Origin of the sequence: Nocardia sp. BMG51109 (assembly GCF_000526215.1) — a bacterium.
GTDB lineage: Bacteria > Actinomycetota > Actinomycetes > Mycobacteriales > Mycobacteriaceae > Nocardia.
This window is the reverse complement of the sequence record NZ_JAFQ01000004.1, coordinates 4871430-4894517: the sequence shown is the minus strand read 5'-3', so window position 1 is coordinate 4894517 and position 23088 is coordinate 4871430. Positions and strand designations below refer to the sequence as shown.

The following is a 23088-nucleotide window of genomic DNA, read 5'->3' as shown; positions in this document are numbered from 1 at the left end:
ATAATATTCGTGTGACGCATACAAGCCGCCGACCAGCAGTCGGTGCGGCGGGCCGGGTGCCGACCGCAGGGTGGTGCGACAGGGTCAGGGGCGGCCGATCGAGCCGACCCTCGACACCGGCCTCCGAGCCCTCACCGTCGCCGTCCTCGCCTGGGTCGGCCCCTGAACCGCCGGCCGCACCCACGCGGCCGGAGTTCCCGGCGGCGGAGGTGGCCCGGCGGCAACGCCCTCACGAAATACGCTCCGGTTTCGCCACTTTCGCCGAAATCGGACACATGACAGCCACCCGACGGCCGACTGTCGCGGCAAGGTTCCCGGGGAACCGGCCGTGGGCACAGCGGCCTTGACACGCGCCGGACGGCAATCGTTAGGCTTCCCAAATCATTACCGATAGGAAGCAATGATTGCTCACAACCGGATACGGGGGCGCCGCTCTTGAACCCGACGATGTCGACCACTCCGGTCAGCGATATCGACCTGTTCACCGACGACGCCCGGTTGCATCCCTATCCGCTGCATGCCGAGCTGCGCGCACTCGGCCCCGTCGTCTACCTGTCCCGCCACGACGTCTACGCCCTGACCCGGTACCGGACCATCCGGGATGTGCTGGGCGACTGGCAGATGTACTCGTCGGCACAGGGCACGACGATGAACCCCGGCATGAATGCCGATCTCGCCAACGTGATCACGCTGTTCCTCGATCCGCCGGAGCACACCGCGGTGCGCCGGGTGCTCGGCCGTCCGCTGCGGCCGGAACGCCTCCGCGAGCTGGCACCCCGCATCGAGGCCGAGGCCGAGGCGATCGTCGGCCGGCTGGTCGACCGCGGCGAGTTCGACGCCGCCACCGAGCTGGCCGAACATCTGCCGATGACCATCGTCTCCGAGCTGGTCGGGCTGGGTGAGCACGGCCGGGCCAACATGCTGCGCTGGGCCGCGGCCACATGGGAGTCGCAGGGCGTGCCGAACCAGCGGGTGGCCGACGCGGCGCCGGTGGTCGAGGAGTTCATCTCCTTCGCCATGACCGAGGCGGTCCCCGGCAAGCTCGACCCCGACGGCTGGGCCGCACAACTCTACGAGGCGGCCGACGCCGGCGAGGTGTCCCGCGACCGATGCCCGTTCCTCATGCTCGACTACGTCACGCCGAGCCTCGACACCACCATCTACGCGGTCTCCAACGCGGTGCGCCTGTTCGCCGAGCATTCCGAGCAGTGGGACCTCGTGCGCTCCGACCCCACGCTGATCCCGCACGCGATCAACGAAACACTCCGGCTCGAGAGCCCCGTCCAGCAGTTCACCCGCGTGGTGACCGCCGACCACACCCTCGAGGGCGTGGATCTGCACGCCGGCGATCGGGTGCTGGTGCTCTACGGATCGGCCAACCGTGACGAGCGCAAATACCCCGACCCCGAACGCTTCGACGTCACCCGCAAGCCGTCCGACCACCTCGCCTTCGGGCGCGGCGAACACGTCTGCATCGGCATGCAGCTCGCCCGGCTGGAGATGACGGCGCTGCTGCGGTCGCTGGTGTCCCGGGTGCGCCGATTCGAGATCCTCGCCGCGGAACCCGTCCTGAGCAATGCCCTGCACGGCATGCAGAGCCTGCGCGTCCGGACTGTGACGTAGCCGGGGCCGAGTTGTGCGGCGGCGGGGTTCTCGTGTGGGATCGGGGCACGCCGGCCGTGAGGTCGGCGCGGCACATTGGTGGAAGGACACGGTTGACGGATGCGCCCACTGGAAGCCGAGGATCCGGCGGCGATCGGCCGCTACCGGCTGCTCGGTGTGCTCGGCTCCGGCGGCATGGGGCGCGTCTACCTCGGGCAGACCGGCGAGGGGCGCACCGTCGCCGTGAAGGTGGTGCGCCCGGATCTGGCCGGTGACAACACCTTTCGCACGCGATTCCAGCGTGAGGTCGCCGCCGCCCGCCGCGTCAGCGGACGCTACACGGTGCCCGTGCTGGACGCCGAGGTGGACGTCGCGCGGCCGTGGCTGGCCACCGGCTACGTGCCGGGGCCGTCGCTCACCGACGCCGTCGAAAATCACGGCCCGCTGCCGGAACAATCGCTGCTCGCCCTCACCGCCGGTCTCGCCCGCGCGCTGGTCGACGTGCACGCCGCCGGAATGGTGCATCGCGACCTCAAGCCCTCGAACGTCCTGCTCGCCGCGGACGGGCCGCGCGTCATCGACTTCGGCATCGCCCGCGCCGCCGACGACACCGCGCTCACCACCACGGGCAAGGTCATCGGTTCCCCGGGCTACATGTGTCCCGAACAGATCACCGGCCGCGAGCCCATGGGCCCGGCCGGCGACGTCTTCTCCCTGGGCGGACTGCTGGTGTACGCGGCCACCGGGCGGGCCCCGTTCGGTACCGGGGATTCGGCGTCCATGCTGTGGCGAGTGGTCCAGGAGGAGCCCGGCCTCGACGGCGTCCCCGGCAGCCTGCGACCGATGGTGGCCCACTGCCTGTCCAAGGACGCCCGATCTCGGCCCACCGCAACCGATCTCGCGCACCGCTGCGCCGCGCTCGCCACGCCCGGCGGCCCGGGCTGGCTGCCGCGCCCGATCCTCGACGACATCGACCGCCGCGCAGCCGACCTGCTCGACCTCGAGACCGCCCCCGCGCGCCCGCGCGCAACCCCACCGCCGCCCCGGACCCTCCCGGCGCCGTCCGGGACAACCACCACGTCCCCCGGCACCGCCCCACCACCGCCGGAGACCGCTGTGGCACCGCGCGGGACAACCCGATTGCCGCACAACGCCATCCCGGGAGCGTCCGGAAGCGGGCCCGCGCCGTCCGGAACCGGCTGGCGGCCACAGGAATTCGTGGATACCGTTGTCCGCCCGGGTGGTTCGCCGCCCACGGGATCCGCACCGGATTCCCTTGCCGGCGCACGGAATCCCGCGCGCCGGAACAGGCTCGCGCTCGTCCTCGGCGGCGCGGCCGCCGCCGTGATCCTCGCGGCCGGCGTGGCCGTCGGCCTCGTCGTCCGCGACGACACACCCGCGGCCCGCCCCGGTATTTCGGCCGGGGTGCCCGCGGCGGCCACCCGGAATCCGGGGCCGAAGCCCGCCGGCACCACCGAGGCAACGCCGTCCAACGCACCGTCTTCCCACACACCATCGTCCGGCGCACTGCCCCGCAAGGTCGTCGGCACCTGGAAGGGCACTGCCACCGACGGGGCCGCCACCTATGACGTCGTCGTCACCCTGAAGGCCGGAAAGACCGGTGACGAACTCGGCACCGCGAACAACACCGGCCGCGGCGATCAAGGCACCTGCAAGCGCGCCGAGACGCTGACCGATATCGGCGATTCCGTCGTGACGCTGCGCGCCCGGACCCTCGCCGGTGCGACGACCGGCAAGGGATGCCGAGAGGACGGCCGATTCTCGACCCTGCGGCTCAACAGGGACGGCTCGGCCACCTACCTGCTCGGCCTCGACGGCGGCGATCTCACCGGAATACTGCATCGCGGCGGCTGACGGCGCCGGCAGGATATTACGCCCGGGCGAAGCCGAATTCGCCGATGAGCCCGGCCAATTCGAGCGGGCGGTCGCCCTGCACCGAATGCCCGGCGCCGTCGACCACCTCGACGCGCGCGTGCGGGCGGCGGCGCAGCAGCTCCGCGACATCGGCGTCGTCGACGACCGGGGAACGGGCGCCGCGCACGAGTAGCAGCGGGGCCTGCACGGCCGACACGTCCTCCCACAGGCCGCTGAAGTCGTGCGAGCCGTCGGCGGTCGGGCGCAGGCGGTCGTAGCGCCAGACCCAGCGGCCGTCGTCGCGCTGCCGGGCGTTGTGCAGGATGCCGCGGCGCAGCGACTGCACCGACCTGCCGGGATTGTGTGCGACGGTGCGGTCCAGGATCTCCTCGAAGGATTCGAAGTCGGTGGGGCCGTTGACGAACGCGGCGATCGCCGCCGTCTTCTCGGGGCGGTCCCCGGTACCCGGCGTGACGTCCACGACGACCAGCCGGCGCACCAGTTCGGGGCGGCGCGCGCTCAGCGTGAGCGCGGTCAGCCCGCCGAGGGACATGCCGACCACGACCGCGGCCCGCGGCGCCAGCTCGTCCAGGGCGGTGGCCACCGCGTCGGCCATGCGTTCGGGTGTGTACAGATGACCGGGCCACCAGTCGGAATGACCGTGGCCGGGCAGGTCCACCGCGATCAGGGGGCGGCCCAGCGCCAGCGCCACGGTGTCCCAGGTGTGCGCGTTCTGCGCGCCGCCGTGCAGCAGCACCAGCTCCGGTTCCCCGTCACCCCAGCGCAGGCCGCTGACCCGCAGTCCGCCGCCGATCTCGGCCGAGACCCGGCGCACCCGCGGCGGACCGGACCAGGGCAGCCCCGCCTCGGCCGCGTTCTCGGCGAACAGTCCGAATTCGTCATAGTCCGACATACCAGGAGTATGCGTGCCCGTACCGCACCCGCGCACCCCGACCGCCTTGGCCTGCACAGAGAGTCGAGGCTCCCGAGTTGGCGCGGAGGTTTCTCAGCCCGTCAGCTCGTCGGTGAGGGCATCGACGAAATCGGGCAGATCGTCCGGCCGGCGGGAGGTGATCAGGGTCCACCCGTTCTGCGGGCACCGCACCACCGACCGGTCCACCCACGTTCCGCCCGCATTGCCGATATCGGTGCGCAGCGACGGATACGACGTCAGCGTCTTGCCGGGCAGCACCCCGGCATCGACCAGCAGCCACGGGCCGTGGCAGATCGCGGCGATCGGCTTCCCGGCGGAGCTCAGCGCGCGCACCAGCTCGCGGGCCCGGTCGTCGGTGCGCAGCGTATCGGCGTTGACCGTGCCACCGGGCACGACCAGGGCGTCGACCTCGTCCGCGGCCACGGCGTCGAGCGTCACGTCCGGCTGCACCGTCTCGTCGGGGTCCAGATCGTGCCGATAGGTGCGCACCGCCTCACCCTTCATCGCCGCGTGCCGCACCGAGGCCCCGCGTTCCCGCAATCGGTCCCGCGGCACCAGCAGTTCGTCGTGCTCGACTCCGGCATTGGAGGTGACGACCAGGACGCGCGCACCCTCGAGTTGTGCAGGCACAGCTACCTCCCTGTGATCGGCTTCCGGTTACGTGTGCGCACTACCCGCCGCGAAACGGCCGAAACCCGGCACGACTCACCGTCCCGGAGAAGCGATACTGGGAACGGCCCGAGTAACGGCGAAACTCAGCCCGAAGTTGTTGAAGGTCAACGGAAGTGGCTCGTCAGGTGTCGGGCGTGGCTGCGACACCAGCCGGAACTCCAAGGCGTGCAGCAGGTGCGCGAGCAGGGTGCCGGTGGTGAACAGGACGAGGTTTCGCCCCGGACAGACGGCCGGGCCTCCGCTGAACGGCACCAGTTGCGGATACCGCTCGGCGCGCCCGTCCAGCCAGACCTCGGGAACGAATTCGTTCGCGAACGGGACCAGATCCGGATCGCGGTGGAATGCGGGAACGGTGATCAGCACCGTGGCATCCGGTGCGAGGGCGAAGGAGTCGTCGCCGTCGCGCCAGGTCGTGTCGTCGGTGAGTTCCCGCAGGATGATCGGGGTCGTGGGCCACAGCCGCACCGACTCCAGCATGCACGCCCGGAGGTACTGCCGCAGGTCCGGGCGAGCCGGGTCGGCCGCGTCGGACATCGCCCGGGCACGCTGCCGCGGGTGGGTCGCCAGCAAGGCTACGGCCCTGGTCAGCGCGATTCCGGCGGCGTCGAAGGCGAACAGCCAGTGCGGGATCTGCCCGACCGGGTCGACCGCGCCCTCGCCCGGGACCTGTTTCAGCGCCCCGGCCAGGCTGTCGGGCGGCGCGTCCTCGACATACCGGTACAGCCGGGCGGTGAACCGATCCCGCTGGCGGCGGCGCGGCGGGACGAGGAACGACCAGTTCGCGGCCGAACGCAGCCGCCACAGCTCATCGGTGATCGCGTCGTCGTCACGCGCCGCCGAGCCGAGCACCAGCCGCCGCACCACCTGCCACCAGCCGGTGATGAACTCGCCCGCGCCGGCCTGCCCGCGCCGCACGGCGGCATCGATGAAACCGCCCGCCTCCTCGGCGATCGTCTCGGCGAACGGTTCGGCCAGCCGATGCATCGGCGCATCGGTGTCCAGGACCGCCTCGTTCACGGCACGACGCCGGGCGCGCACCGGGCCGTCGGAGATCAGCACGCCGTGCGGCTGGAACTGCCGCAGCGCCGCGACCTTCTCCCGGCTGGCGGGATGGAACGGCGCGGGCGCTCCGCGCAACACCGTGCCGACATCGTCGGGGTCGAGAACGACCACCACCCGCCGTCCCGGGAGCACCAATTCGACCGGGCCACTGCCGAATCGGAGCCGCAACTGCCGAATCCGGGCGAGCGCGCGCCGGTCGGCCCGAGTCCGCTCCAGCAGGCCCATCACCGGCCGCCGCCGGGCGATGACCCCCGACGCGACCGCCGCGAACCCGAGGTCGGCGAGTACCGCCGCCGCACCTGCTCCGGTGATCCGGTGACCTTCGTTCATATCGTCCTCCCGGGACAGCCGCCGTTCGCACTCCTGTCGTTCCGCGCGTACCCGCCGTTCCCGTTTCGAACCACCGTCGGCCGATACCGCGCGGTGCACAGCAACCCGCTGACGACCAACCCCATTACCGCGGCTGCACCGGCCGCCGACCACGCGGCATGGCCACCGGCATCCGAGCCCGAAACCGCAACCACATCTACGCCCATCGGGCCCGAAACACACCCGGACGACGAGGACCGTCGCCTCCCGTTGCGGCGCTCGGACGATTCGACGTCACGGGGTGTTCACCTGCCGCAACACGTGCAGGGAACGAGCCGACGCCAGCAGTGTGCCGTCCTCCGCTTCGCGCACGGCCGGGGTGCTCGTGCCGGGCCGCACAGTCAACCGCCGGTGTCGTTCGGCGACGGTCGCGAGGCGATCCGGCAGGTCGTCGAACCGTTCCTCGGCGCTGTCGAGACACGACACCGCCTCGGCCAGCGCGTCGAGCAGCGGGGCGTAATAGGCGGCGAACCGCCAGTCGAACTTCTCGTCGTGGGCGGCCGTGGTCATGGCCTCGGCGATTCGCTTCACCTGCTCGGACACCTCGGCCAAGGTCCGCAGGGGCGCTTCGAATTCCGACGGCGGACGGTAACCCCGCCGCCGATGGACCAGCCAGCGGATGTTCCATCGCGTGCTCTCCCGGCCGTGGGCGACGGCCGCGTAGGCCCGGTCCACCGCGGAGTCCAGCCGGCGCGCGCGCCGCAACCACCGCGCGGCCGTATCCAGTTCCCATTTCTCGCCCAGCTCGGCGGCCATCGTCCGCAACAGGTCGCAGACCTCCCCGACCAGTGTCGAGACCGCGTCGCGGGGGCGCCGCAGGTATACCGGGGGCACGATGAGCATGTTGACCGCCACCCCGATCACGCAGCCGAACACCATCTGGCCCATCCACTGCACCAGATAAGCGACATTTCCCGCGGTGCCGTAGGTGATCGACAGCAGCGCCGTCACGCCCACCCAGATGCCGTTGGCGCCGAAGCGATGCCACTGCCCCAGCATCATCCCGACGAACACCGCGATCCCGAGCGCCGCTACCGGCTGCGGGACCAGCACGCCTACCCCGTACGCGACCACCAGGCCGACCAGTAGCGCACTCGCCTGTTGCACCGCGTTGGTCAGCGAGCGGTACACCGTGGCGGTCATCAGGAACACCGCCGCGTAGGGCGCGACGAACGACTGCGGCGAGGAGGTCACCAGCCGCGCGGCCACCCACGCCAGCACCGCGGCCCCGGTCATCTTCGCCGCCTGCAGGACCGCCTCCCGCTCCCGGCCGCGCGGCACCCACCGAGCGACCGTCGACGCGGCGGACGACAGCGCTGCCCGCACCGCGGACATCAACCGCGCGGGGCCCGGCGGTGCCGCCGATGGCTGGTGTCGCAGAGTGGATAGCTGCGCGAGCGTCGGCAGGTGCAGACGGCGACGACGAAGCGGTCGCAGCGGATCGTGGTGCCGTCGGCGGTGACGAGTTCGACGGGGCCCTCGATCAATGCGGGGCCGTCGGCGGTCAGAGTGACCCGGCGGCGGTCGACCGCGTGTTCGTCCGGCGCGCCGCACTCGGTCGGCGCAGCACGCTCGCTCCGTGCACCACGCTCCCTCGGCATACCGGGCTCGGTCCGCGCACCACGCTCGCTCGGCACACCGGGCTCGCTCGGCACACCGGGCTCGCTCCGCACACCGGGCTCGCTCCGCACACCACGCTCGGTCCGCACACCATGCTCGGGCGGCACACTCTCTTCGGCCGACGCGCCCGGTCCGGGCGCCGCTCGCTTGTCGGTCGGGCCATCATGGTCGGTCGGCACGGATGACCACCAGCTCTTCGTCTCGTTGGCCGGGCTCGATCAGTCCGGCCCGTTCCAGCCACGCGGCGCGTTCGCGCAAGACCGGACCGAAGCCGGTCGTCTCCCGCGCCACGACCGCGGCCTTCAAACCGTCGGCCCGCAGCCGGTGCACCGTGATGTCCGGGGCGCTCAGCGTCGACTGCACGATCAACGCGATCCCGTGCGGGTTCAGCAGGTTCGGCAGCACTCGGCACAGCGGGTCGAGCACCGCCCGGCCCGCCGGTCCGGCGTTCCAGGCCCGGGCGCGGCCGCCGCGAGCCGTAGGCTCCGGTCCGGGCACGTACGGCGGGTTCGCCAGCACCGCGTCGAATCGGCGATGTCGCAGGACGCGGGTGAACTCACCGCGCACCAGTTCGATCCGGGCGCCGTGCAGCCGGCTGTTGAGCCACGCCGACAGCAGTGCCGAACGCGAAATGTCCACCGCCGTCACGTGTTTCGCGCCGTTGCGGAGCGCATCCAGGGCGATCGCCCCGGTACCCGTGCACACGTCCAGCACATGTCCGCACGGCACGGCGGCCGCGGCCATCGCCCGCATCAGCAACGCCGTATCCGCCTGCGGCCGATACACATCCGGACTGCGAAGGTAGATCATATTCGGCGGATACCCGGTTCGGCGCGTTCAATCCGCTCCGACCGGTGCCGAATCGCACAGCGCCTCAGGATTTTCCAGCGCCTCCGGATTTTCCGGTGCCCGCGGGGCGCGCAGGGAACTGCGCCCGGCGTACCAGCTGTGGTCGAGCAGATGCCGCTCGAGGTGTTCCTCGAGCAGATTCGTGGCCTGGATGCCGAACACCACCGAGCCGAGGAGACCGGGTTCCTGCGTGAGCAGGTCACCGATCACGTCGCGGCGCATGACCTGCTCGTGCACGGCGTCCGCCTCGATGTGTTCGGTGTAGAACCGCACGCACTCCGGGGCCGCCGCCAGCCGCCGCAGGGTCTCGACCATGCGCCGGGCCGCCGGGGGCGAGGTGATCTCGACGGTTGCGAAGTGCCCGACGAGCGCACCGCGGAACTCGCGATGCAGCCCGAACAGCGACATCATGTTGACCAGCGCCACCATCGGCGCCGGTGTGACAGTCAGGTAGTGCAGGTAGCCGGAGTTCAATCCGGCGCCGTCGAGCAGGTCGGCGAACAGCCGGGCGTGCACGCGCTCGCCGCGCCCCGCGCCGAACTCGTCGAATTCGACCGCGACCAGCGCCGCCTTGGCCTGGCCGCGCAGCCGGGGGATCACCCAGGCGTACGGGTCGGCCTCCTTGTGGTGGTAGATCGACCGCTGCGCGAAGTACTCGCGGACCTGCCACCAGCGCCCCTCGTCGCACAGGAACTGCCCGACGCCGGTCGCCTCGACCGGCTCGGTGATCAGCTGTTCCAGTTCGGCGTCGAGATCGTCGCCACCGGCCACATCGCGGCGCAGCGCGGCCAGGAACCGTTCCTCCAGCTGCGCCCGGAACCGCAGCAGCGCGGGGTTCCATTCCCAGCCCGGATCCACCGATTCGAAACCGTGGTAATGCAATTCGTAGCAGAGATGCAGCGCCAGCTGCAGATCGTCCCCGTAGGGGTCGGCGCCGGCGGGATCGAAACGCACACAACGGGAATCGCCGCGCAGCACATCGATTACGGCACCGGACAACGGCCCCCGGGGTTCCGGCAGTCGCGGCGCGGCCGGATCGGCAGCACCGACCGGGCGTCGGCCGCTAACCCGGCCACTTGCCTCGGCCTGCAACAATTTCGAGCTGGAGTCCACAGTCGCCTCCCATCCCCGGGCGGAACCTCAGGAGTAGGGCGGGTACGGGTCGGAGCGCAGCAGCCGGGCCGTGTGGATCGCGTTGCGGACCACGGCGCCGTTGGTGGATTTCACCTGGGGCGGGACCTCGTTCAGATCACGGTAGTCGGTGCCGCTCATGGCTTCTCCATTCCAATAGGTGGCACCCTGGGCCGGAATGGTGAAACCGATGTCGTTGAGACCCTGGAACAGGTCGGCGATCACCTTGTGCGCGCCGTCCTCGTTGCCGACCACCGCCGCGGTGGCGACCTTGCCCACCATGTCCGGGCGGCCCTCGCCGTCGGTCTCGGACAGTTCGGCATCCAGTCGCTCCAACACCCGCTGCGCGACCGAGGACATGTGCCCGACCCAGGTCGGCGTGGCAAGCAGCAGGATATCGGCGTCGAGTACCGCGCGGCGCAGGATCGGCCACTCGTCACCGTTCCCTTCGTCGGCCGTGATGCCGGGACGCACGTCGTAATCCACCACGCGCGCCGAATCGACGGCCACTCCCTGGTTTCGGAATTCGTCGAGCAGCTGATAGGTGATCAGATCGCTACTGGACTGCTGCGGCGATCCCTTCAGCGTGCACACCAGCGCGTGCGCGGTCAGTGTCATCACCGTCTCGTCCTCTCTCCCGGGAACCGGTTTGCGGTGCTATGAGCCGTAATTGCCCGACCGCAACGAGCCAAACGCCCCACTCGGAACACCCTGAAGCGCTTCGGGTTTCCCCCGCCCCTGCCTCAGCGCCCCGTGGATTCGGCGACCCGCGGATTCAGCGCCCCGCGGAAGCACGGGCGAGCGCCGCCGATCGGGCGATGTCGAGATACGAGCGCAGGGCCGCGCGGGCATGCTGCCGTAACGGCCGGTCCGCGCCGGTCCCGCGGGCGGCGAGGATGTCGACGACCCGGGAGCGGAACCGCAGCTCACTCATCCCGAAGTTGACGAGGATCTCCTCGGCCGGCGGGCCGCCGAAGGGCTGCCACAGCAGCGCGAAGTCGATGATCTCCAGGTCTTCCTTGTCCATCAGCTGCTCGCGCGGTCCCGCCGTCGCCGCGGACGGCCGTCTCGCACCGCAGCGCTCGACCATTGTTCGGAATAATGTTCGGACATGTGTCCATACACTACCGGCCATCCCTGCGCAGGACAATCTCGGGGCCGACCTGGCCGGATGGCGCGGGCCCGCCACCGTCGCCGCATCGCGGACGAATCCACCGGTGCCATCTCCCCGAAAACGCTTGCCCCGGACCCCCGACTGAAATAACATCCGGACACATGTCCGGTGCTATGTCCAGACCTCCGCATCACCCGTGCGGCACACCGGCGCTGCCGACCAGGACCAATCGGACACCGAGGCCGGGTGACGGCGCCCGGATCGCTACCACTTGTCCCGCGCCGCATCGAGGAAGGCCTCCCATTTGCTGACCAACCGAAGATAACTGTCCAATTCCGCCCGGGAAGTATCGAAGAGTTCGCTCGCCATGGCCCGCGCATAGTCATCGGCGACATCCGCGGCCCGACGCCCCAGCGGCGTCACGAAAAGTTTCTTACGCTTGCTATCGGAAGGATCCGGAACCTCGACGACAAAACCTTTCTGCTTCAATTTCGCAATGGTCTGCGACATCGCCGAACGAGTGACACCGAGCTGCTGAGAAAGCTCACTGCCGGTGACACCGGAATGGTGCGAGATCAGGAAGCACATTTCGGCTTCCAGCATGGTCATCGGCGGCCCGGCGCCGTAACTGCGCGGCGTCCGCCGACCCTGGTTGATTTTGTTGACGACGCGCAGCAGCCCCATCGCGATCTGCCGGCCGACCTCGGCATCGGATTCAGCCACAGCACTCCTCTCCTGGCAAATGCCCGAACTCACGAAAGTCGTTGACAGCCTACAACCCCGGGTGTACCTTCCCTGTTAAGTTGCTTAACAAGCGTGTCGCCCGATTCGCGGAACCGGCCGCCCGAGCAATGTACGTCGCTTATACCAAGCAAGAAAAGAATGTCGGTTCTCATGCAGCCCACAGTGCCGATACCAGCCCGATGGATCAGTAATACGAGTGCACCCGATCTCGCCAGACGAATGAGCGGTGCCGAATTCTGAAATCGGCTCGCAGAGCGCGACACATTCGTCGAACAAGGAGGTTCGGTGTCGACGACGAATCCGGCCGTCCGCCCGTCCGGCGGTGACGCGGCGACAGCCCTGCGCCGAAATTTCTCCGAGACGGTGCTGTCCAGTCTCGCCACCCTCGGGCGAGCCCTGCGGATGGGCGCACAGGCGATCCGCGTCGCCGTCGTGGACCTGATCCGGCTGCGCTTCCAGGTGCACGAAACCCTCACGCAGGCATGGTTTCTCATCAAGGTGACCGCGGTGCCCAGCATCCTGATGGCGATCCCGTTCGGGGTCATCGTCTCGGCCCAGGTCGGCAACATCGTCTCGCAGCTCGGCGCCGATTCGATGATCGGCGCGGCCGGCGGGCTCGGCGTGATCAAGCAGGGTGCGCCCATGGCCGCCGCGATGCTGCTGGGCGGCGCGGGTTCGGCGGCCATCGCGGCCGACCTCGGCGCCCGGACCATCCGCGAGGAGGTCGACGCCATGCGCGTCATGGGCGTCGATCCGGTGCAGCGGCTGGTCGTCCCGCGCATCACCGCGATGATGCTGGTGGCGCCGATGCTCACCACGCTGATCGTCGTCGTCGGCATCGCGTCCGGATTCGTGGTCGCGGTGTCGGCCCTGGACGTCACGCCCGGCAGTTACTGGGATTCGTTCGGCTCGTTCACCACCTCCGTCGACGTCTGGGTGGCGGTGCTCAAGTCGTTCCTGTTCGGCTTCCTGGTCGTGGTCATCGCGTGTCAGCGGGGGCTGGAGGCGAAGGGCGGCCCGCGCGGCGTCGCCGACGGGGTGAACGCCGCCGTCGTCATGTCGATCGCCGCCGTCACCGTCCTCAATACCGCTGTCACCCAAGTGGTTACGATGTTCATCCCGGTGAGGATGGCGTGATGACGGCGACCCCGTACCTGCCGGCCGGGCTGCGCTGGGCGAACCGGATGCGTCACCGGATACACCCGCTGGGCCCGATCGACGCGATCGGTTTCGTGATCGGCTTCTGCTGGCAGGTGTTCTCGTCGGTCCCCTACACGCTGCTGAAATACCGGCGGCAGACGATCACCGTGATCACCGATATGACCTGGGGCCGCGGCTCGGTGATCATCGGCGGCGGGGTGGTTCCGCTGATGCTGCTACTGGGCGCCTCGATGGGCGCGTCCATCGGCATCGAGGCCTACAGCGCGCTGAATCTCCTGTCGCTGGGCCAGCTCAGCGGGCTCATCTCGGCGTTCGGCGTCACCCGCGAGCTGGCCCCGATCGCGGCCGGCGTCGGGTTCGCGGCGCAGGCCGGCTGCCGGATGACGGCCGAGATCGGTTCGATGCGCATCTCCGAGGAGATCGACGCGATGGAGTCGCTGGGCATCCGCTCGGTGCCGTTCGTCGTGACGACCCGGGTGATCGCCGGAATCGTCGCGGTGGCACCGGCTTTCGTGGTGGCGCTGATCCTCAGCTACCTGTCCTGCGAGCTGATCGTGACGACCGTCCACGGCACCCCGTCGGGCACCTACGACCACTACTTCGATCAGTTCGTGCTCGGCTGGGACGTGATCGCGGCGACGATCAAGGTGATGGTCTTCGCGATCGCCGTCGTGCTGATCCATTGCTACCAGGGCTATTTCGCCACCGGCGGCCCCGAGGGGGTGGGCATCGGCTCCGGCCGCGCCATCCGCGCCAGCCTGGTGTCGATCATCGCGCTGGACATGTTCGCGACCATCGTCCTGTGGGGCTTCCAGTCCCCCATCACGTTCACGGGGTGACCGCATGCCCGCCTACGCTCTCCCCGGAACCGACGTCGGCCCGCGCCGCGCCCGCATCCTCGGCCTCTGCGCGGTCCTGCTCGTCGTCGCACTCGTCATCGGCTGGCGGCTCGCGCCCGAGCGCCGCTCCGCGGACGAGATCCGCGTCGCGCTGATCACCGGCCACGTCGGCGAGGGCATCGAGCCGGGCACCGACGTCCGGCTCGACGGCGTGCGCATCGGATCGATCACCGGAATCGACAACGCCGCGCCGGGCCGGCAGCGCGTCGACCTCGGCCTGCGACGCTCCCAGCTGTTCGGCCTGACCGATGCGCTGAGCGTCGACTACGCGCCGGGCAACCTGTTCGGAATCAGTGCGCTGCAACTGCATTCGAACAGCGGCGGCACGGCGCTCGGCAACGGGTCCACGGTCGACCTGACCGGCCGCAACGCCGGCCGGATCCAGGACGCCACGCTCTCCTCGCTGCTGCGCTCGACCGGCCTGCTCACCAACGACGTGCTGACCCCGAAACTGGCCGAGCTGCTGCGGAAGACGTCGCAGGACCTCAGCGCGTTCACGCCGCTGCTGCAGGCGATCGGCACGACGGCCCGCTCGTTCGCGGAGACACAGCAGCTCCCGCCGTCGCTGCTGTTCGACCGGTACGGCTCGGTGCTGGCCGGCCTGCCGCCCATGCTCAGCGGTGCCATCTCGGTGTTGTACGGGGACCTGACGAACGCGTACCTCGCGGATCCGGGGCGCCTCGCCCGATACGGCGATTTCTGGACCGAGGTCCAGAACAAGTTGCTCCCCTCGGCCACCCGGACACTCGGCACCGCCGAACAACACTTCGGCGGGATGATGCCCGTCGCCTCGATGATCCTCGACCGGCTGTCGTCCTCGGTCGGCACGCCGGAGCGTTCCGCGGGGCAGCTGAGCGAGCTGCTCGACCGGCTGGACAAGGCATTTCACGATTCGCCGACCGGCCCGGTCCTCAACGTCGGCGTCGAGCTGAACACCCCCGCGGGTATTGCTCCGGGGAACGTTGCCGGCGCTGTTCCAGGCACCGATCCGGGCGTTGATCTGAGTACCGTACCCGGGCTCGCCGCGCCGCTGGCGGCCATGCTCGGCGACCGGGCCGGCGGGGGGCATCCATGACGACCCGATCGCTGGCGATCCGCCTCGCCGTGGCCGCGCTGCTCACGGTCGTCGTCCTGTTCGGGGTGTTCCGGGTGATCGAACGGCCGGTCCAGGGCGATACCCAGACCTACACGGCGATGTTCACCGACGCGAACGGGCTGCGGGCCGGCGACGACGTGCGCCTCTACGGGGTGCAGGTCGGCAAGGTCCGCGACGTCGAACTGGACGGCGCGCTCGCGCGCGTGCACTTCACGGTCACCCGGGGGCATCCCCTGTTCGAGGGCGGCAAGATCGCCGTCCGCTATCAGAACCTCACCGGCTTCCGCTATCTGGACATCCAGCAGCCCGACCGGCCCGAGCGCCCCCGCGATCCGGAGACCGTCTTCGAGACCGCCGACACGATTCCGGCCTTCGACATCACCACGCTGTTCAAGGGGCTGCAACCGGTGCTGGCGCAGCTGTCCCCCGCCGATATCAACCAGTTCGCGACCAGCATGCTCGCGGTCATCCAGGGTGACGGGACGGGCATCGGCCCGGCGCTGGATGCCGTCGACAAGCTGAGCCGCCACGTCTCGGACCGGCAGGCCGTGGTGTCGACGCTGGTGGGGAACCTGGCGCAGATCTCCGACCATCTCGGTGGCAAGTCGGGGAACACGATCCTGCTCATGACCAACCTGACCAACCTGTTCGTCAACATCACCGACAAGCTCCCGGGACTCGTCCAGTTCGCCGTCACCATTCCGCCGATTCTGAAACCGCTGCGAAGCACCCTGACCACCCTCGGCGTGAGCGGTGATCGAGACAGGGATCTGGATGCCTTGCTGCAGAACGCCTTTCCCGATCCGCACGAGGCCGCGGTGGTGTTCGGGCGGATGCCCGGCCTGATCCAGTCGATGACGGCGGCCGTCCCGCCGACCGGGCCCGACGCCGCGATGACCTGTTCGCGCGGCACCGCGGCGGCGCCTGAGCCCCTGCAGCTGCTCATCTCCGGACAGAGGATCACGCTATGCAACAGGTAAGGGGCCGAGGGCGATTCGCGGCCCTGCGCGAATTCTTCGGCCGGACACGGAGATCCACCGATTCGCGCACCGCCGAACTGCGCTGGGGGATCGCCGGGCTGTGCGCCGTCGTGCTCCTGATCATCGCGATCGGCGCGGTCTACGTCACCGGCACCACGGCGGAGCAGGAGTACTCCGCGGACCTGGCCCAGGCCGGCACGATCCGGACCGGTGACGACGTCCGGGTCGCGGGGATCCCGGTCGGCAAGGTGACATCGCTGACGCTCCTGCCGGATCGGGTCCGGATGACGTTCACCGTCGAGGACAAGGTGTTCGTCGGGAATCAGACCGCGCTCGACATCCGCATGCTGACCGTCGTCGGCGGCTACTACCTGGCCGTGCAGCCGGCCGGAACACAGCCGCTCGGCTCGGCGGTCGTCCCGCAGGAGCGAGTCACCTTGCCCTACAACCTCACCCAGGTCTTCCAGGACGCCATCCAGCCGGTCCGGGAGATCGACGGAGATGTTCTGCGCCAGAACCTTTCGACCCTGGCCACCTCCATCGACGGCAGCCCGGAATCCTTCCGCGCCGCCGTCGGCGCGGTCGGCGACCTGACCGGGGTCATGGACCGGCAGAACGCCGACATATCCCGCACTCTCGCGATGGCCGACGAATATCTGACGGCGATGAAACTGAATTCGGATGTGCTGGTGCGGCTGGTCACCGCGCTGGGCGGCATGGAGTCGGTCATCAACAACTACCGGACGGAGATCTCGGAGGCGCTGGACGATCTGGCGGTGGTCCTGCACAAGCTCACGCCGTTCGGACGCGCCTGGGACGAGACGCTGAAGGAGCGTGCCCGCCCGCTCGCCGATCAGGCGATTCCGCAACTGCGAGAACTGGGTACCCGCATGGGCACGCTCCTCGATGCCATCCGCGGCCTCGAACAGCGCCTGCTGCCCCTGATGCCGGACGGAAGCGGCGTGCAGGTCGATCAGTCGGGCGCGACGGTCCGGCTGCCCGGCGTGTGCGTTCCGGTGCCGGGAGGAGGGTGCTGATGCTCGCGAAGATCCTGGGCTCGCGCGGGCTGATGTCCGCGGCGGTGGTCGTCGTCCTCGTCGCGGCGGCCGCGGTGGGCCTGCAGCTGAGCCGATCGGGCCCCGGCGAGCGCGGCTACTGCGCGGAGATGCCCGACAGCATCGGGCTGTACGAGGGCAGCGCGGTCACCGTCATGGGCGTGCAGGTCGGCAAGGTCACCGACATCCGGCCCGACGGCGCCAAGGCCCGCGTCCGTTTCACCGTCCGGGAGGACCGCACGCTGCCGCCCGATGTCGGGGCCGTGACGGTGAGCGAGAACCTGATCGCCGACCGCAACCTGGCACTCATCGGCGCCGAACCCTCCGGCCCGGGCTGGAATCCCGCCGCCTGCATCACCAAAACCCTGACCCCCAAGAGCCTTTCGGAGACGTTCGACGCACTCGCCGGGCTCGCCGACAAGCTCAACGGCGCACAGGATCCCGCCCAGCAGGGTGCGTTCGGCGCCGGGCTCGATGCGGCCGACCGCGCCACCGCCGGAACCGGCGACCAGCTCAACGACCTCATCCAGCAGCTCGGCAAGGCACTCGCCGCGCCGGACGCGGCCATCGGCCACATCGGGCAACTGCTCGACGCCCTCGCCGAACTCGCGCACCGCGCACACGGTGGCTGGGCACAGCTGAAGGAGACGATCATCCAGCTGCCCCGGGCCTTCCACGAGATCAACACCCTCGCTTTCCCTCCGGTCGTGGAGATCGTCGCCTCGCTCGCCGAGGTGCTGCCACAGCTCAACGACGTGTTCATGATGTTCGGGACGCCGGCGATACGAGCTGTCGACGCCATTCCCGATCTGCCACAGCTGCTTTCGGCCGGGGTCGGTTCGCTCACCGATGTCATCCGGATGGCGCCGGCCATCGCCACGGGCTTCACGAACTCGATCGACCCGGCCAGCGGGCGGCTGACGATCGGCTACGCGCCACCGAAACTCGCGCTCCCCCAGCCGGATGCGGATCGGGTGTGCGCCGCGGTGCAGGCCGTCACCGGGCAGCCGTGCGCCCCGCCGGACGACGGCTCGGTGACCCTGCCTGCCCTGCCCGCCCTGCTCGCGGGGGTGAGCGCCCGATGACGCGATTCGCCCGCGCGGCACGGCGTTTCGGTGTCCACGCGATGCTCGCCCTGGCAGTCCTGGTGTCCCTCACCGGATGTGGCTTCCAGCCCGCCGACGTCCCGGTGCCCGGGACGGGTGTCGACGGCCCGACCTATCGCCTGCGCATCGAGTTCGCCACTGTGCTCAATCTGCCGCAGGGCGCCAAGGTCATCGCCAACGGGGTCCGCGTGGGTCAGTTGAGCGGGGTCACCGTCGTTGATCCGGACACCGTGAATCCGGACACCGTGAATCCGGATACGGCAGTACCGAATCCGACCGGAGAGCCGAACCCGAGCGGACCGCCGAATCCGAGCGGTACCGAGGGGTACGTCATCGCCGACGTCGACATCCGCGACGCGGTGCGACTGCCGATCGGCACCACCGCGGAGCTGAGACAGGAAACCCCGCTCGGCGACGTGCACATCGCGCTGACCGAGCCGGCGACGCAGTCCGCGGGCCGACTCGAACCGGGCGCGACGATTCCGCTGTCGAACACCACCCAGTCACCGCCCATCGAGGACATCCTCGCCGGGCTGTCCACCTTCGTCGGCAGCGGCGCCGTGACCGACGTCCAGGACATCGTCCGCAAGATGAACGGGATCCTTCCCGAGGACCCGCGCGACACCGCCCGCCTCGCCGGCACGCTGGGCGCCGACCTCACCGATCTCGGCGGCCGCCTGGACTCGGTCGACGCCGTGCTCGACGGCCTGCACACCACCGTGGACGACGGGGTGCTGAAGAACACGCCGTTCCTCGACGAGCTCCTCACCCCCTACGGCGTGCAGCACACCACCGATTCCGTGAACGCGCAGATCGGGGTCATCCTCGTGCTGACCGCGCTCGGCCCGCTCGGGCCGGCCGCCGCCTGGCTGGGCCCGATGCTGCACTCGCTCGACGGCACCGTCCGGGCCGTGGTGCCCATGCTGTTCGGCAGCTACCCCCTGGACACCGGGTCGCCGTCGAATATGAAGAAGCTGGTCGAGCTGATCAACAACAAGATCATTCCATTCGCCGACCGGGGACCGAAGGTCAACCTGGTCCAGGCCACCATGGCAGCACCGGCTCCGGCCGCGTCGATGCCGCCCGAGGAGCAGACCGGTCGAATCGTCGACTCCCTCCGCATGATCGGGGTGGTCCGATGAATGCGCGTGCGGCCGTGTCCCTCACCGCGATCGCCACGGTGCTGGTTCTCGGCATCACCTACATGACAGTCGGTGTGCTGCATCTGGATCCGCGGCGATCCCACATCACCGCGGATCTGCGGCTCGCCGACTCCGGCGGGCTCGGGCCGAATGCCCCGGTGCTGCTGCGGGGCGTGCAGGTCGGGCGCGCCCAGGAGGTCCGCAAACAGGCACAGGGTGTGCTCGTCCGGCTCGAGATCGACACCCGTTACCGAATTCCCTTGTCCAGCAACGTCATCATCGAACAGCTGTCGGCGCTCGGCGAGCCCTACATCGAATTCGAGCCGCCCGACGGCAGCGGACCGTACCTCGCGAACGGCCAGGTCGTTCCCACCGACAGGATTCGCACGCCGATGACGATCACGGCGCTGTCGTCCCGGTTGGTCGAGCTGCTGAACCAGTTTCGTCCGGAAGTCATGGCCCGCCTGGTCGACACCTTCGACCAGGCGCTCGCCGGTACCGACGCGACGATGCAGACCCTGCAGCGATCGACCACCCTGCTGGCCACCACCCTGCTCAGCCGCACCGCCGCCGTCCGGCAGCTGTTCAGCGACATCCAGTCGATGGGCGGCGACATCGACTGGCTCGGGCCGTCCCTCGCCGCCGCGGGCCCGGAGCTCGGCGAGTTCGGCAACTTCCTCAACAGGATCGTCGAACAGGGACAGGGACTGGTCGAGGCCCGCCCGACGTCGGACTACTTCACCGGCGACGGGGTGGTCCCCTTCCTGGACAACACGACGAACCTGCTGAACAAGATCGGCCCCAGCATCGCGCCACTCGCGCCGGTGTTGCGGCCCGCAGTCGCCGACGCGGTCCACCGCACACCGAACATCGACATCAGCGCGCTGATCGACCAAGCGCTGGGCAGTGTCGATACCGACGGGACGCTGCATTTCCGAATCGGCGTCAAATAGCCCACCGACACCCTCGGCCCGGCAAAGGAACACAGCATGACGACAGCAACGGACGAAGACACCACCCGAACCGACACCGCATCCGCGACCGAACCGGCCGGCGGCAAGACCCCGCGCACCCTGTCGATCCGACTGTCGACCGTACTGTCCACGGTCGTCATCGCCGGACTCCTCATCGCCACACTGGTTTTCGCGTCGCTCTACTGGTCCGCGCGCTCGACGATCGCCGACCGCGACAGCCGCGCCGCGGACGACCGGCACGCGGAAAAGATCGCCTCGGACTACGCCGTCGGCGCCTCCACCATCGACTTCCACGACGTCAAGGGCTGGATCACCCGCCTGCAGGCCGGCACCACACCCCAGCTCTCCGCCAAATTCGACGCCACCGCACCACAACTGGAGCAGATCCTCCTCCCCCTGCAATGGACCTCGAAGGCAACCCCGCTCTCGGCACAGGTCACCTCCGAATCCGGCGGCATCTACAAGGTCAACGCCTACCTCAACGTGAACTCGACCAGCGCCCAAACCCCCGACGGCGCCCAAACCACCGTCACCTACTCCCTCACCATCGACCGCAACGCCGACTGGAAGATCACCGACGTCGGGGGGCTACAGAACGCCCTGCCGGTGAAATAGGCTGGGCCGGTACGGGTTCGGAACGCCCGGTGTTCCGGAACGGAACCTGTCTCGGCCGGTCAAGGGCTGAGGAGGTCGTAACCCGCATCGAGGTTCGCGGCGGCTCGGCGGCCCCTGTCGGTGATCACGAACACCTCGTCGGTGCTGTCCTTTCCGATGACGACATGCCCGTCGTCACCCTGAACACGAGCGATGTAGCCGTATTTGAGAAACCAGTTGAGTGCCATGGTCACACCGTTGCGACGCGGCATCCCGAGCCGCTGGTACAGCTGTTCGGCCCAATGCCGTTCGCCGTCGCTCATGGCCTCGAGGATGCGGCGCTTGTTGGGCGTCAACGGTTCTCGCGCGTGAGTCACCGGCCACCTCGCTCGCTACTCGTCCCGGCGTTGTGTCACCAACAAACACGACATGATCACGCGGTGGCCGCTCCACGTCCAGCCCGCTGACCAGCAGCGTCACCCATCACGAAGTCGGCTGGAGTTCTCATCCGGGTGAGAGCGACCCAACGAGGGCACGTCGGTTCAGGATGCCGGTACGTCGCCGAGATGGCGACATGCCAGCATTTCGTTGCCGCCCACCTGGAATTCGTAGTCGACATCCACGATGCGACCGTCGATATCGTGGGTGCGTAGCTCGGCGAGCAATGTGTCCAGAAGCGGGTAACGGGTACTCGCGCCGATCGGCACGAGCGGGAACACCCGCAACTCGCCTCGTGTGAGGCGCATCAGCTCGAGCACCGCGCGCAGATGGAACTCGTAGTCGAGATCGCGGGCGTAGCTGAACAACAGATGCGAGCTGAGCACGAGCTCGAAATCGTTGTCGGGGAAGGGAAGCGCGGGAAGCTGCCCGGCAACATAGCGGCTGCGGTCGTGCCGAGTGTGGGCAGCAAAACGTACCGCAGCAGCCTGACGCTGACGCTGGTGCTCGTCAGGATCGGCGAAAAAGCTCCACTTGTACAGATCCTCGTGAGCACGCACGTATTGGTTGCCGCGCTCGGCCTCTGCCACCGCGGTCGCGGCGACCTCGTCGATGCCATCGTCCGCGTACGCGATATCACACGCGGTGACATCGCCTCCGAGACGGCATACCTCGGCAGTGAATTCCGCTGCGCCACTGGGGCAATCGAGGATGCGGCGGACTAGATCGTCGTCGGTGAGCGCGAACATGGCGCGGTACTCGGCGAGTGAACGGGAGCTGATCAGGATTCTGCCGAAGCTTTCGGCAGCCGTGTGCTCGTCAGGGTGGGTCACAGGTGGTGGTCCTTTCTCCATTCCGAGGCCACCTCGCACACGGCCGGAATGAGCTTTCGTCTCGCGACGGGACAATGGCCGCAGGCAAGGCGGCCACGACGCACAGTCTCAGGCCGCTAGGACAGCGGCCACCAAAGCTGAGCGAAGATCATCACCTCCTCATTGGACCACAGCATCGACACTCTTTCTCAGCAGAGCTCTGATCCGGACATCCGACTACTGGCTCTACGCCGAACTGTTCTCCTCGACCTGCCCCGTCGCGATCGACGACGACACCACCATCACCGGGGTAGTGATCGCATTCCGCAGCCAGGACCGGCCCTCGGACGTGTACGTCCAGGACGTCATGACTCACCCGAAGCACCGGCAGCGCGGAATCACCCGCGCGCTGCTGCACAACGTGCGGTCACAAGCCGAGAAGTGGAACTGCGAACGCTTGTACCTGACATCCGAGCCCGAAAACCATGCGGCGCACGCCAGTTGGACCACGCTCGGCTTCGACAACGTTTCCGGCGACCACGAAGTCGACGGGATTTCGGTCATCACCGACTTCAAAGGACCAGGCCGTAGCAGGGCCGTCTACGAGTTGCGTTTGAGGCACCGGGGCTGAATGGGTATTTCGGCCCGCCCAGCCGATTTCAGACACCCTCGGCGGCAGCCCACAACAGCTCAGATCCGCCTCGGGCACAGGCCGACTGTGCAGGGCCAGGCGGCTTCGATGTTCACGGAACGAGCTTGTCAGCGGAGCTGAGTTGAGCTCTCCCGCAACTGATTCCGACTGTTCACCTGGCGGAAGGTAGTTGGGCAGGTCGGCGCAACCCGGTTGATCGACGGTGTG

Annotated in this window: 24 protein-coding genes; 12 read left to right on the top strand and 12 right to left on the bottom strand. The window is 69.0% G+C overall.

The genetic code is table 11. The features are described from left to right. The first annotated feature begins 447 nt into the window (after positions 1 to 447). Together D892_RS0123475 and D892_RS0123470 are read left to right on the top strand one after the other, a co-directional pair. Positions 448 to 1623, top strand: a complete 1176-nt coding sequence (locus D892_RS0123475) for a cytochrome P450 (RefSeq protein ID WP_036567424.1) — start codon at positions 448 to 450, stop codon at positions 1621 to 1623. A 99-nt stretch (positions 1624 to 1722) separates the two neighbouring features. Beyond that, a complete protein-coding gene (locus D892_RS0123470; protein WP_024803570.1) occupies positions 1723 to 3477 on the top strand; it encodes a serine/threonine-protein kinase in 1755 nt (584 codons plus the stop codon). A gap of 16 nt (positions 3478 to 3493) precedes the next feature. Here D892_RS0123470 and D892_RS0123465 read toward each other — a convergent pair whose 3' ends face one another. From D892_RS0123465 to D892_RS0123420, 10 genes are all read right to left on the bottom strand, one after another. Next, positions 3494 to 4390 carry an alpha/beta fold hydrolase gene (locus D892_RS0123465; RefSeq protein ID WP_024803569.1) on the bottom strand — a complete coding sequence of 299 codons (897 nt, stop codon included), beginning with the start codon at positions 4388 to 4390 and terminating at the stop codon, positions 3494 to 3496. A 93-nt stretch (positions 4391 to 4483) separates the two neighbouring features. Then, positions 4484 to 5041: a type 1 glutamine amidotransferase domain-containing protein gene (locus D892_RS0123460; protein ID WP_024803568.1), complete on the bottom strand. Its 558-nt coding sequence runs from the start codon at positions 5039 to 5041 to the stop codon at positions 4484 to 4486. Between the two features lie 75 nt (positions 5042 to 5116). Next, a complete protein-coding gene (locus D892_RS0123455; protein ID WP_024803567.1) occupies positions 5117 to 6475 on the bottom strand; it encodes a cytochrome P450 in 1359 nt (452 codons plus the stop codon). A 273-nt stretch (positions 6476 to 6748) separates the two neighbouring features. Next, entirely contained in the window at positions 6749 to 7840 is a 1092-nt protein-coding gene (locus tag D892_RS0123450) for an aromatic acid exporter family protein (RefSeq protein WP_198036977.1), read from the bottom strand. A gap of 8 nt (positions 7841 to 7848) precedes the next feature. Beyond that, positions 7849 to 8115: a CDGSH iron-sulfur domain-containing protein gene (locus D892_RS42025; protein ID WP_036569633.1), complete on the bottom strand. Its 267-nt coding sequence runs from the start codon at positions 8113 to 8115 to the stop codon at positions 7849 to 7851. A 181-nt stretch (positions 8116 to 8296) separates the two neighbouring features. Further along, positions 8297 to 8944 carry a HemK2/MTQ2 family protein methyltransferase gene (locus D892_RS0123440; RefSeq protein WP_024803564.1) on the bottom strand — a complete coding sequence of 216 codons (648 nt, stop codon included), beginning with the start codon at positions 8942 to 8944 and terminating at the stop codon, positions 8297 to 8299. A gap of 27 nt (positions 8945 to 8971) precedes the next feature. Next, the gene (locus tag D892_RS0123435) at positions 8972 to 10003 is read right to left on the bottom strand and encodes an iron-containing redox enzyme family protein (protein ID WP_232236372.1); all 1032 of its coding nucleotides are present in this window, start codon (positions 10001 to 10003) and stop codon (positions 8972 to 8974) included. Positions 10004 to 10123: 120 nt separating this feature from the next. Beyond that, positions 10124 to 10732 carry a flavodoxin family protein gene (locus D892_RS0123430; RefSeq protein WP_036567423.1) on the bottom strand — a complete coding sequence of 203 codons (609 nt, stop codon included), beginning with the start codon at positions 10730 to 10732 and terminating at the stop codon, positions 10124 to 10126. A 157-nt stretch (positions 10733 to 10889) separates the two neighbouring features. Beyond that, positions 10890 to 11204, bottom strand: a complete 315-nt coding sequence (locus tag D892_RS0123425; protein ID WP_024803561.1) for a hypothetical protein — start codon at positions 11202 to 11204, stop codon at positions 10890 to 10892. Positions 11205 to 11492: 288 nt separating this feature from the next. Next, positions 11493 to 11951, bottom strand: coding sequence for a MarR family winged helix-turn-helix transcriptional regulator (locus D892_RS0123420; protein WP_232236148.1), 459 nt, complete (start codon positions 11949 to 11951; stop codon positions 11493 to 11495). A 306-nt stretch (positions 11952 to 12257) separates the two neighbouring features. Here D892_RS0123420 and D892_RS0123415 point away from each other — a divergent pair, with 306 nt between their 5' ends. The 9 genes from D892_RS0123415 to D892_RS0123375 are packed head-to-tail and all read left to right on the top strand — an operon-like array spanning position 12258 to position 21000. Further along, positions 12258 to 13109 (top strand): ABC transporter permease, encoded by an 852-nt coding sequence (locus D892_RS0123415; RefSeq protein ID WP_024803559.1) that lies wholly within the window; start codon positions 12258 to 12260, stop codon positions 13107 to 13109. Then, positions 13109 to 13972, top strand: a complete 864-nt coding sequence (locus tag D892_RS0123410; protein ID WP_024803558.1) for an ABC transporter permease — start codon at positions 13109 to 13111, stop codon at positions 13970 to 13972. Before D892_RS0123415 ends, D892_RS0123410 begins: the two co-directional genes overlap by 1 nt. 4 nt (positions 13973 to 13976) lie before the next feature. After that, on the top strand, positions 13977 to 15107 hold the full coding sequence (locus D892_RS0123405) for a hypothetical protein (protein ID WP_024803557.1): 1131 nt from the start codon (positions 13977 to 13979) through the stop codon (positions 15105 to 15107). Then, a complete protein-coding gene (locus D892_RS0123400) occupies positions 15104 to 16108 on the top strand; it encodes an MlaD family protein (RefSeq protein ID WP_024803556.1) in 1005 nt (334 codons plus the stop codon). The genes D892_RS0123405 and D892_RS0123400 overlap by 4 nt, the downstream gene beginning before the upstream one ends. Beyond that, positions 16096 to 17145, top strand: coding sequence for an MlaD family protein (locus D892_RS0123395; RefSeq protein ID WP_024803555.1), 1050 nt, complete (start codon positions 16096 to 16098; stop codon positions 17143 to 17145). The genes D892_RS0123400 and D892_RS0123395 overlap by 13 nt, the downstream gene beginning before the upstream one ends. Beyond that, complete coding sequence (locus D892_RS0123390; RefSeq protein ID WP_024803554.1) at positions 17145 to 18248, top strand: MlaD family protein; 1104 nt, start codon at positions 17145 to 17147, stop codon at positions 18246 to 18248. Before D892_RS0123395 ends, D892_RS0123390 begins: the two co-directional genes overlap by 1 nt. Beyond that, the gene (locus D892_RS0123385) at positions 18245 to 19411 is read left to right on the top strand and encodes an MlaD family protein (RefSeq protein WP_232236147.1); all 1167 of its coding nucleotides are present in this window, start codon (positions 18245 to 18247) and stop codon (positions 19409 to 19411) included. The genes D892_RS0123390 and D892_RS0123385 overlap by 4 nt, the downstream gene beginning before the upstream one ends. Next, positions 19408 to 20364 carry an MlaD family protein gene (locus tag D892_RS0123380; protein WP_024803552.1) on the top strand — a complete coding sequence of 319 codons (957 nt, stop codon included), beginning with the start codon at positions 19408 to 19410 and terminating at the stop codon, positions 20362 to 20364. The genes D892_RS0123385 and D892_RS0123380 overlap by 4 nt, the downstream gene beginning before the upstream one ends. Before the next feature lie 36 nt (positions 20365 to 20400). Further along, positions 20401 to 21000 carry a hypothetical protein gene (locus D892_RS0123375; protein WP_024803551.1) on the top strand — a complete coding sequence of 200 codons (600 nt, stop codon included), beginning with the start codon at positions 20401 to 20403 and terminating at the stop codon, positions 20998 to 21000. A 59-nt stretch (positions 21001 to 21059) separates the two neighbouring features. Here the strand turns inward: D892_RS0123375 and D892_RS0123370 are convergent, their stop codons facing one another. Both D892_RS0123370 and D892_RS0123365 read right to left on the bottom strand, forming a co-directional pair. After that, entirely contained in the window at positions 21060 to 21356 is a 297-nt protein-coding gene (locus D892_RS0123370; RefSeq protein WP_156959652.1) for a hypothetical protein, read from the bottom strand. A gap of 165 nt (positions 21357 to 21521) precedes the next feature. Next, on the bottom strand, positions 21522 to 22166 hold the full coding sequence (locus tag D892_RS0123365) for a hypothetical protein (protein WP_232236371.1): 645 nt from the start codon (positions 22164 to 22166) through the stop codon (positions 21522 to 21524). A 283-nt stretch (positions 22167 to 22449) separates the two neighbouring features. On the opposite strand from D892_RS0123365, the gene D892_RS42020 reads away from it, so the two are divergent. Further along, the gene (locus tag D892_RS42020) at positions 22450 to 22860 is read left to right on the top strand and encodes a GNAT family N-acetyltransferase (RefSeq protein ID WP_036567421.1); all 411 of its coding nucleotides are present in this window, start codon (positions 22450 to 22452) and stop codon (positions 22858 to 22860) included. The last annotated feature ends 228 nt before the right edge of the window (positions 22861 to 23088 follow it).

Coding starts and splice junctions, on each gene's coding strand:
- D892_RS0123395 (WP_024803555.1), top strand. CDS start 16,096: ATGCAACAGGTAAGGGGCCGAGGGCGATTCGCGGCCCTGCGCGAATTC.
- D892_RS0123385 (WP_232236147.1), top strand. CDS start 18,245: ATGACGCGATTCGCCCGCGCGGCACGGCGTTTCGGTGTCCACGCGATG.
- D892_RS0123440 (WP_024803564.1), bottom strand. CDS start 8,944: ATGATCTACCTTCGCAGTCCGGATGTGTATCGGCCGCAGGCGGATACG.
- D892_RS0123365 (WP_232236371.1), bottom strand. CDS start 22,166: ATGTTCGCGCTCACCGACGACGATCTAGTCCGCCGCATCCTCGATTGC.
- D892_RS0123465 (WP_024803569.1), bottom strand. CDS start 4,390: ATGTCGGACTATGACGAATTCGGACTGTTCGCCGAGAACGCGGCCGAG.
- D892_RS0123390 (WP_024803554.1), top strand. CDS start 17,145: ATGCTCGCGAAGATCCTGGGCTCGCGCGGGCTGATGTCCGCGGCGGTG.
- D892_RS0123410 (WP_024803558.1), top strand. CDS start 13,109: ATGACGGCGACCCCGTACCTGCCGGCCGGGCTGCGCTGGGCGAACCGG.
- D892_RS0123475 (WP_036567424.1), top strand. CDS start 448: ATGTCGACCACTCCGGTCAGCGATATCGACCTGTTCACCGACGACGCC.
- D892_RS0123430 (WP_036567423.1), bottom strand. CDS start 10,732: ATGACACTGACCGCGCACGCGCTGGTGTGCACGCTGAAGGGATCGCCG.
- D892_RS0123380 (WP_024803552.1), top strand. CDS start 19,408: ATGAATGCGCGTGCGGCCGTGTCCCTCACCGCGATCGCCACGGTGCTG.
- D892_RS0123375 (WP_024803551.1), top strand. CDS start 20,401: ATGACGACAGCAACGGACGAAGACACCACCCGAACCGACACCGCATCC.
- D892_RS0123455 (WP_024803567.1), bottom strand. CDS start 6,475: ATGAACGAAGGTCACCGGATCACCGGAGCAGGTGCGGCGGCGGTACTC.
- D892_RS42025 (WP_036569633.1), bottom strand. CDS start 8,115: ATGCCGAGGGAGCGTGGTGCACGGAGCGAGCGTGCTGCGCCGACCGAG.
- D892_RS0123470 (WP_024803570.1), top strand. CDS start 1,723: ATGCGCCCACTGGAAGCCGAGGATCCGGCGGCGATCGGCCGCTACCGG.
- D892_RS0123400 (WP_024803556.1), top strand. CDS start 15,104: ATGACGACCCGATCGCTGGCGATCCGCCTCGCCGTGGCCGCGCTGCTC.
- D892_RS0123405 (WP_024803557.1), top strand. CDS start 13,977: ATGCCCGCCTACGCTCTCCCCGGAACCGACGTCGGCCCGCGCCGCGCC.
- D892_RS0123425 (WP_024803561.1), bottom strand. CDS start 11,204: ATGGTCGAGCGCTGCGGTGCGAGACGGCCGTCCGCGGCGACGGCGGGA.